10 protein-coding genes are annotated in these 7,759 nt (G+C 73.7%); 5 read left to right on the top strand and 5 right to left on the bottom strand.

The genetic code is table 11. The annotated features are described in order from the left end of the window. Window positions 1–34 precede the first annotated feature (34 nt). The 3 genes from ACFWEG_RS27245 to ACFWEG_RS27235 all read right to left on the bottom strand — a co-directional run bounded on the left by ACFWEG_RS27245 (window position 35) and on the right by ACFWEG_RS27235 (window position 2,132). Window positions 35–376 (bottom strand): DUF3140 domain-containing protein, encoded by a 342-nt coding sequence (locus ACFWEG_RS27245; RefSeq protein ID WP_387220289.1) that lies wholly within the window; start codon window positions 374–376, stop codon window positions 35–37. Further along, on the bottom strand, window positions 376–597 hold the full coding sequence (locus ACFWEG_RS27240; RefSeq protein WP_387220287.1) for a DUF2945 domain-containing protein: 222 nt from the start codon (window positions 595–597) through the stop codon (window positions 376–378). The genes ACFWEG_RS27245 and ACFWEG_RS27240 overlap by 1 nt, the downstream gene beginning before the upstream one ends. A 92-nt stretch (window positions 598–689) precedes the next feature. After that, window positions 690–2,132 (bottom strand): GH1 family beta-glucosidase, encoded by a 1,443-nt coding sequence (locus ACFWEG_RS27235; RefSeq protein WP_387220284.1) that lies wholly within the window; start codon window positions 2,130–2,132, stop codon window positions 690–692. 274 nt (window positions 2,133–2,406) lie between these two features. Here ACFWEG_RS27235 and ACFWEG_RS27230 point away from each other — a divergent pair, with 274 nt between their 5' ends. Further along, window positions 2,407–3,423 (top strand): LacI family DNA-binding transcriptional regulator, encoded by a 1,017-nt coding sequence (locus ACFWEG_RS27230; RefSeq protein WP_387220283.1) that lies wholly within the window; start codon window positions 2,407–2,409, stop codon window positions 3,421–3,423. A gap of 208 nt (window positions 3,424–3,631) precedes the next feature. Here ACFWEG_RS27230 and ACFWEG_RS27225 read toward each other — a convergent pair whose 3' ends face one another. After that, complete coding sequence (locus ACFWEG_RS27225) at window positions 3,632–4,090, bottom strand: DUF4383 domain-containing protein (protein WP_387220280.1); 459 nt, start codon at window positions 4,088–4,090, stop codon at window positions 3,632–3,634. 197 nt (window positions 4,091–4,287) lie between these two features. Between ACFWEG_RS27225 and ACFWEG_RS27220 the strand changes: the two genes are divergently transcribed. From ACFWEG_RS27220 to ACFWEG_RS27205, 4 genes are all read left to right on the top strand, one after another. Beyond that, window positions 4,288–5,163 (top strand): SDR family oxidoreductase, encoded by an 876-nt coding sequence (locus ACFWEG_RS27220; RefSeq protein ID WP_387220277.1) that lies wholly within the window; start codon window positions 4,288–4,290, stop codon window positions 5,161–5,163. A 61-nt stretch (window positions 5,164–5,224) separates the two neighbouring features. Continuing rightward, window positions 5,225–5,713 (top strand): MarR family winged helix-turn-helix transcriptional regulator, encoded by a 489-nt coding sequence (locus tag ACFWEG_RS27215; protein WP_387220274.1) that lies wholly within the window; start codon window positions 5,225–5,227, stop codon window positions 5,711–5,713. After that, window positions 5,710–6,150, top strand: coding sequence for a MarR family transcriptional regulator (locus ACFWEG_RS27210; protein ID WP_387220272.1), 441 nt, complete (start codon window positions 5,710–5,712; stop codon window positions 6,148–6,150). Before ACFWEG_RS27215 ends, ACFWEG_RS27210 begins: the two co-directional genes overlap by 4 nt. Before the next feature lie 15 nt (window positions 6,151–6,165). Beyond that, window positions 6,166–6,552 carry an SRPBCC family protein gene (locus tag ACFWEG_RS27205; protein ID WP_387220270.1) on the top strand — a complete coding sequence of 129 codons (387 nt, stop codon included), beginning with the start codon at window positions 6,166–6,168 and terminating at the stop codon, window positions 6,550–6,552. Window positions 6,553–6,810: 258 nt separating this feature from the next. Here ACFWEG_RS27205 and ACFWEG_RS27200 read toward each other — a convergent pair whose 3' ends face one another. Continuing rightward, window positions 6,811–7,506 (bottom strand): GAF and ANTAR domain-containing protein, encoded by a 696-nt coding sequence (locus ACFWEG_RS27200; protein ID WP_387220268.1) that lies wholly within the window; start codon window positions 7,504–7,506, stop codon window positions 6,811–6,813. Window positions 7,507–7,759 lie beyond the last annotated feature (253 nt).

The raw sequence follows: 7,759 nt of genomic DNA, 5'->3' as shown, positions 1-7,759 counted from the left end.
CTCGGGGGCCGGCGCCGCGCGCGTCACCAGGGGCTCACTTCTTCGGGTCGTGGCCCCAGTTCATGAGCGAGTAGCGCCACTTGGTGTCGGTGACGTCCCCCTTGGGGCGCTGCTTCAGGTGCCGGTTCACATAGCCGACGACCTTGCGCATGTGGGCGAGGTCGGCGTCGGTGAGGTCGGCCTTCTTGGTGTGCAGCAGCTTGACGATCCGGCGGCCGGACGCGTGCCCGACGCTCTCACCGCCGTCGCCGCTCTGGCCGACGCTCTTCGACTCGTCGGTCTCCAGCCACGAGTCGAGCTGGGACGCGGTCATGTTGACCGCGTCGCCGAACTCCTTGCGCACCTCGTCCGGTTCGGCCTCCTTCTGCGCCGCCATCAGGACTTCCGCTTCCGCAGTGAACCCGGCTTGTGCACCGCGTTCTTCCCGGACTTCTCGCTCTCGACCTCGAACTGCGGGTCGTCCTTGGACGCGTCGACGCTGCGGCCCGCCGCTTTCGTCCGGCTGGTGATCTTCTTCTTCACCTTGCCAGGCACGGTCTGCCCGTGGCTCTGCCAGCTGACCTTGTCGCCCTTGGAGAGGTCGTCCTTCTTCGCCATGCCCTGCTCCGTTCCTCGATGCGGTCCCCGGCGGCGGCCGGGACTTCCAGGTTCACCCAGAGTGCCCCGGTCCGCACCCTCTGCACCTCCCCTCAGGCGTCCAGCACCCCGGACCGGGCCAGCCGCGCGTACCAGCGTGCGCTCGACTTCGGCGTCCGGGTGCCGGTGGCGTAGTCGACGTGCACCGCGCCGAACCGCTTGCTGTAGCCGTAGCCCCACTCGAAGTTGTCGAGCAGCGACCACAGGAAGTAGCCCCGGACGTCGACCCCCTCATTGATCGCCCGGTGGACGGCGGCGAGGTGGCCGCGCAGGTAGGCGACGCGCTCCGGGTCGCGGACCTCGCCCGCCGGGTCCACGTAGTCGTCGAAGGCGGCGCCGTTCTCGGTGATGACGAGGGGCAGCTCCGGGAACTCGCGGTCCAGGGCGAGGAGCAGGTCGCGCAGGCCCGTCGGGTCGACGGCCCAGCCCATCGCGGTGGTCTCGCCCGGCGGGCGGTGGAAGGCGACGGACTCGCCCCCCGGCCAGGGGCTGTGGTCGCTGACGCGGTGCCCGTCGGAGGTGTGCGCGGCGTCGTCGGTCGCGGCGGAGACCAGGGTGGGCGTGTAGTAGTTGACGCCGAGGAAGTCCAGCGGCTGCCGGATCGTCCGGAGGTCCCCGTCCCGGACGAAGGACCAGTCCGTGAGGTGCGCGGTGTCGGCGAGGACGTCGGCCGGGTACGCCCCGTGCAGCATCGGGCCGGTGAAGACGCGGTTGGCGACCCCGTCGATGGTCCGGGCGGCGTCGACGTCGGCGGGGGCGTCGGTCAGCGACCGCACGTGGTGGATGTTGAGGGTGACCGACACCTGGGCCTCGGCCGGCAGCGCCGCGCGCAGGGCCTTCACGGCGAGGCCGTGGCCGAGGTTGAGGTGGTGCGCGGCGCGCAGGGCGGCGACCTGGTCGGTGCGGCCGGGGGCGTGGACGCCCGAGCCGTAGCCGAGGAAGGCGCTGCACCACGGCTCGTTGAGGGTGGTCCAGGTCCGCACCCGGTCGCCGAGGGCGTCGGCGGCGATCGCCGCGTACTCCGCGAACCGCTCGGCGGTGGCCCGCTCGGGCCAGCCGCCGGCGTCCTCCAGCTCCTGCGGGAGGTCCCAGTGGTAGAGGGTGGCGACGGGCCGGATGCCCTTGTCGAGCAGCTCGTCGGTCAGCCGGCGGTAGAAGTCGAGGCCCTTCTGGACGGCGGGGCCGCGGCCGGTGGGCTGGACGCGCGGCCAGGCGATCGAGAACCGGTACGCGCCGATGCCGAGGTCGGACATGATCCCGACGTCCTCGCGCCAGCGGTGGTAGTGGTCGGTGGCGACGTCACCGGTGTCGCCGTTGCGGACCTTGCCGGGGGTGCGGGCGAAGGTGTCCCAGATCGAGGGGGTGCGGCCGTCGAGCGCGGCGGCGCCCTCGATCTGGTAGGCGGCGGTGGCCGCGCCCCAGAGGAACCCGGCGGGGAACGCGAGCGCGGAACCGCCGCCGGGGACGGTCTCGGTACGGGGGGCGGTCGTGGTCACGGGGTCCTTCCGGTCAGGGGACGAGCACGTCGTGGTTCCGGCACCTGGTGGCCGAAAACGGCAGGTGGGAACGATTCCAATCGCGATGGGAACGATTCCACCGAGGTTTCAGGAAGACTGGCCGCCCGTTGCGGACGTGTCAAGAACTTGAATCGACTTCGTTGCCGGCGGATGTCGCCGCGTTCAAGTCCTCCCCCGTCGGCGCGTCCGGACGCCGTGTCACAATGCGGTGTCGGACGGCCGCGCGGGCGGGTGGCGACGCAGGGGAGGTGCCATGGGGGCGGACCGGCGGCCCACGATCAAGACCGTCGCGGCGCGGGCCGGCGTCGGGCGCACCACGGTCTCCCGGGTACTGAACGGCTCACCGCTGGTGAGCGACCGGGCCCGCGAGGCCGTCGAGGCGGCCATCGCCGAACTCGGCTTCGTCCCCAGCTCGGTCGCGCGCGGCCTGGTCACCAGCCGCACCAACGCGATCGCCCTGGTGATCCCCGAGTCGGAGAGCCGGCTGGGCTCCGAGCCCTACTTCTCGGCCGTGATCCGCGGCGTGAGCACCGGCCTCGCCGCCACCCAGACGCATCTGCAACTCGTCCTGGTCCGCGACAAGGCGGACCTCGACCGGCTCACCGAGTCCGTGGTCGCCCGGCGGGTGGACGGCGTGCTGCTGGTCTCCGTCCACCGCGGCGACCCCCTGCCGGGCCTGCTGGAGGAGATGGGGCTGCCCACGGTCCTCGCCGGCCGCCGCTCGGAGGAGGAGACCCTCAGCCACGCCCGGTCGGACAACCTGGGCGGCGCGACCGCGGCCGTCCGGCACCTGATGGATCGCGGACGCGAACGCATCGCGACGATCACCGGGCCGCTCGACATGGAGGTCGGCCGCAGCCGGCTCCAGGGCTGGCGCGAGGCGCTGACCGACGCCGGCCGGTCGCCGGCCGAACAGCTCGTCGCCCAGGCCGACTTCACCGAGGAGGGCGGCCACGGCGCCATGGCCGGCCTGCTCGACCGGGTCCCGGACCTCGACGCGGTCTTCGTCGCGTCCGACGTGATGGCGGCCGGAGCGCTCGTGGCGCTGCGGGAGCGCGGACGGCGGGTGCCGGACGACGTCGCGGTCGTCGGCTTCGACGACTCGATCATCGCCCGGCACACCAGTCCGCCGCTGACGAGCGTCCGCCAGCCGGTCGAGGAGCTGGGGGCGGAGATCGCCCGCATCCTGCTGGCGGAACTCGCCGACCCGTCGGCCGAGCGCACCCGCACGCTGCTGCCGACGTCGCTGGTCGTCCGCGAGTCGTCGTGACCCGGCCCCGCCCCTCGCGCGGGCGGGTGCCGGGGCCAAGCAGGCGCTCCGAGCGTCCCGCTCGACCCGTCAGTCGCTCGACCCGCGGGTCAGCGGGACGCCTGAGGCAGCGCGCCGCCCGCCTCAGCTCGCCTCACAGATCACCGCGTCACGCGGCCCAGCACGCCGCGCGGGTCAGCTCGGCCCACGGATCACCGCGTCGCGTGGGTCACCGCGCCGCGCGGGTTCGGGCGCGGTCGCGGGTCAGCAGGGCGCCGAGGGCGATCATGCCGACGCCGAGGAAGAAGTGGAGCCAGTTGTCGGCGGTGTTGACCGGCACGAAGTTCGCGGCGCTGTCATGGTCGATGAACAGGCCGTAGAGCCAGAGCAGGAGGTAGACCGCGCCGCCGCCGAGGAGGTAGGAGCGCGCGGAGGAGGCCGACTTGGCGAGCGCGATCCCGGCGGCGCCGAACAGCAGGTGGACCAGGTTGTGCAGGATCGACACCTGGAAGACGCCGAGCAGCTTCGCCTCGGAGTGGTGCTCGGCGAACTTCATCGTGTCGTAGTCGGTGGTGATCCCCGGGACGAAGCCGAGGACGCCGACGGCGAGGAAGACGATGCCCACCGCGAGTGCGGCCTTCTGCACGGGGCTCTTCGCGGACGTTGCCGGACGGTTTGCTGCGGCCATGGGGCCACGCTCCTTCGGGGAAGGGTGTCGCGATCCGCGTGCGATCGCCTGGTGAGCACACCGGGTAACCCTTTACCGCACCCTTACACACCCGAATGGCCCGACGGCCCTGGTATGGCCTCGGCGATGAGGGGGAGTCAGAGGGGACGGGCCCGCGGGCCCGCGACCGACGATCCGAGGGACCGAGGGAGAAGCACGTGGCGGGTTCTGGACGCGTTCTGCACGGCCGCACCGCCGTCGTCACCGGGGCGGCCCGGGGACTCGGCGCGGCGATGGCGCGGGAGCTGGCGGAGCGCGGGGCGACCGTCGCGCTGGTCGGCCTCGAGCCCGAGGCGATGGAGGAGGTGCGGCGCGGGCTGCCGGCGCGGGCGCACTGCTGGGAGGCGGACGTCACCGACGACGCCCGGATGGACGAGGTGGCCGCCGAGGCCAGGGAGCGGTTCGGGCCGGCCTCGGTGGTGATCGGCAACGCGGGGATCGCGGAGGGCGGTCCTTTCGGCCGGACGGATCCGCGGCTGTGGCGGCGGGTGATCGAGGTGAACCTGGTCGGCAGCGCGGTCACCGCCCGCGCCTTCCTGCCGCAGCTGCGCGCGACCCGGGGCTACTACCTGCAGATCGCCTCGCTCGCCGCGATCGGCGCCTCGCCGATGATGAGCGCCTACTGCGCCTCCAAGGCGGGCGCGGAGTCGTTCTGCCACGCCCTGCGCGCAGAGCTCGCCCCGGACGGGGTGGGCGTCGGCGTCGCGTACCTGAACTGGACCGACACGGACATGATCCGCGACGTGGACGCCCACGCCGTCCTGCGCGAGCTGCGCGCGCACATGCCGCGGCCCGCCCGCAAGGTGTACCCGGTGGAGACGGTGGCCGCCCGCATGGTCCGCGCGGTCGAGCGCCGCAGCGCCAGTGTCTACGCCCCCGGCTGGCTGCGCGCCACCCAGCTGGTGCGCGCCGCGATGCCGCCGGTCGTCACGGAGATCTCCCGCCGCGAACTCCCCCGCCTGGCGCGCGCGGACGCCTTCGTCCCGACCGGCCCGCTCGGCGCGGGCGGCCAGGCGGGCGCACACGACGGCTGAGGCACGCTCCTCCCGCAGAAAACAATAGCCATGGCTATGATAGCCATGTACGGTATTCGGCATGAGCAAGGCTTCGTCCTCACCCGGCCCGACCCCCGGCTACCTCGTCTGGCGGCTCGCCAACAAGTGGCGGGTCGCCGTCGACCGGGCGGTGGCACCGTTGGGCCTCACCCACGCGCAGTACGCGCTGGTCGCGACCCTGCACGGCATGCGGCGCACCGGCGAGCGGCCCAGTCAGCGGGAGCTCGCCGAGCACACGGGGCTCGAGGCGCTGTACGTCTCGAAGCTGGCCCGTGCGCTGGAGGCGGCGGGGTTCGTCGAACGGGAGAGGGACGCGCGCGATCCGCGGGCCGTCCGGCTGTCGCTGACGCAGGAGGGCGCCGCCGTCGCACGGAAGGCCGTCGACGTGGTCCAACGGCTCCACGAACAGCTCCTGGACCCGCTGGGCGGGCTGGACGGGCAGCGGACCCGGGTCCTCGTCGGAGAGCTGACCGTCCTGCTCGGCACACCGCTCGGAACGTCCACGGCACACCCTCAGGAGGAGTCATGACCACCACCGCACCGATCGCCGACGCGCGCGCCGTCGGGCTGGCCCACTACGCGGCGCGCGGCGTCCTGGAAACCGTGCTGGCCCGGCACGGCCTCACCTTCCTCCAGCAGAACGTCCTGCGCGCGGTCGCCGCCGAGCCCTCGCCGGCCGCCGACGAGGCCGTCGCCCGGGTCGTCGGCACGCTCAAGGCGGACCCGGCGGACATCCGCGCCGCGCTGGACGCGCTGACCGGGAGGGGACTCGTCGCCGCAGACGGTCCCGTGCTGCGGGCCACCGCCGCGGGGCGGGAACTGCTCGACACCACCGCGGCGCAGGTGGCGCCCGCCGGCGCGCGGATCTGGGGCGGCATCCCCGCCGAGGACCTGGCCGCGGCGGGGCGGGTCCTCGCACTCGTCACCGAGCGGGCGAACGCGGAGCTGGCGCGGCTCGGCGGGTGAGGTGACGATGGCGGGATGGCGAGTGTGATCCTGCGGGTGGCGGGGGCGGCGGACGCGGACGAGGTGTGGCGGCGGTACGTGACGCCCGCGTGCTGGCCCTCCTGGTCGCCGCAGATCCGGTCCGTCCGGACGGACGGGGACCGGGTGCGGGGCGGTGCGCGGGGGGAGGTCCGCGGCCACCTCGGCGTGCGGGCGCGTTTCGTCGTCGACTCCGTCGACGAGGAGGCGCGGACGTGGGTCTGGCGCGTCCGGGTCGGCCCCCTCCGCATGCGCCTCCACCACGAGGTCCGCCCCCGCCCCGGCGGCACCCTCACCACCCTGCGCATCGACGGTGCGGCCCCCGTCGTCGCCGCGTACGCCCTCCCCGCCCGCTGGGCCCTCACCCGCCTGGTCCGCCCCTGACCGGGTCTCCTTCCCGAGCGGCCTCGAAAGCCGCCGGAGCCGAACGACCGCGCCCCGCAGGGCCGTCGGCCGCCGGAGCCGCGGAACGGCGTCGCCGTCAAGTCGTCCCGTGTCGCACGCATGAACACGGAGGAGGTGGTTACCCACCCTCGCAGGACGGGTCCGTAGCGCTCAACCCCGAGGGGGCCGACCCGTCCCAGGTCCTCCCGGTTCGGGGAAGGAGCCGGGAGGACCGCCCCCCACGACGCCGCGCCCGGGTCAGAGCGTGCCCTGCGCGCAGACCCGGCGGGCCACCTCGCGCAGCTTGACGTTGTTCTCCTGCGAGTACCGCCGCAGCGCCTCGAACGCCTGCTTCTCGTCGAGGCGGCGGCTGCCCATCAGGATGCCCATGGCCTCGCCGATGACGTGGCGGGTGGTCAGCGCCTGCTCCATCTGGGCGTGGGTGCGGGCCCCGGAGAAGGCGACCGCGGCGTGCGAGGCGAGGAGCCAGCCGGCCGTCTCGTCGGCCTCGCCGAACGCGCCGGGCTTGCGCGAGTAGAAGTTCAGCGCGCCCAGCTCCTCCTCGTCGGTGAAGAGCAGGAAGCCCATCATGCTGCCGATCCCCAGCTCCCTGGCCTGTGCGCTGTAGCGCGGCCAGCGCGACTCCGTCTCGCGGAGGTCGGCGATCCGGAACACCCGCTGCCCGCCGGCGACCCGGGCCGCGTCCAGACACGGGCCCTCGCCGAGCCGCACCTGCAACCGGTCGCTCTCGAGCGCCAGTCGATCCGTGGGCGCGAGCGTCCGCGCGTCGGTCCCGGTGAGGACGAGAATGCCTGCCGCGTCGCACCCGGGGACGAGGGCGGTGGCCGAGGAGGTGATGCGGGCGAGGGTCGCCTCGACCGTGTCCTGGGCCAGCAGGTCACGGGCCATGGACGCCATCCGATGCGCGAATTGGTGCCAGTCGACGGTGTTCATGCGGCCTCCTCCGCCCCTTCCCTCCGGGCCGTGCGATCCGACGGACCCCAGCCTGCCACGGACGGGCGGGTGGACGCAGACCACGCATCCGGTGCCGAGGGCGGCCACCACGCGGGGGGGCGGTGCTCCGGCGTCGTTCCGCCCGGAGCCCCCCCCCCCCCCCCCGTTACCTTTTTCGTGGCTCCGCAATGGGGCCTCCGGCCTTCGGGTCCGGCATGACTTCCCCCTCCTGTTGTTGATGATCCGGGGGGTG

The organism is Streptomyces sp. NPDC060194, assembly GCF_042728285.1.
Classification (GTDB): domain Bacteria; phylum Actinomycetota; class Actinomycetes; order Streptomycetales; family Streptomycetaceae; genus Streptomyces.
This window is presented reverse-complemented; position numbering and strand designations above follow the sequence as displayed.

Bases quoted from the DNA above. Each gene is read 5' to 3' on its own strand.
- ACFWEG_RS27200 (WP_387220268.1), bottom strand. From the start codon at position 7,506: ATGAACACCGTCGACTGGCACCAATTCGCGCATCGGATGGCGTCCATG.
- ACFWEG_RS27215 (WP_387220274.1), top strand. From the start codon at position 5,225: ATGAGCAAGGCTTCGTCCTCACCCGGCCCGACCCCCGGCTACCTCGTC.
- ACFWEG_RS27245 (WP_387220289.1), bottom strand. From the start codon at position 376: ATGGCGGCGCAGAAGGAGGCCGAACCGGACGAGGTGCGCAAGGAGTTC.
- ACFWEG_RS27225 (WP_387220280.1), bottom strand. From the start codon at position 4,090: ATGGCCGCAGCAAACCGTCCGGCAACGTCCGCGAAGAGCCCCGTGCAG.
- ACFWEG_RS27205 (WP_387220270.1), top strand. From the start codon at position 6,166: ATGGCGAGTGTGATCCTGCGGGTGGCGGGGGCGGCGGACGCGGACGAG.
- ACFWEG_RS27210 (WP_387220272.1), top strand. From the start codon at position 5,710: ATGACCACCACCGCACCGATCGCCGACGCGCGCGCCGTCGGGCTGGCC.
- ACFWEG_RS27230 (WP_387220283.1), top strand. From the start codon at position 2,407: ATGGGGGCGGACCGGCGGCCCACGATCAAGACCGTCGCGGCGCGGGCC.
- ACFWEG_RS27240 (WP_387220287.1), bottom strand. From the start codon at position 597: ATGGCGAAGAAGGACGACCTCTCCAAGGGCGACAAGGTCAGCTGGCAG.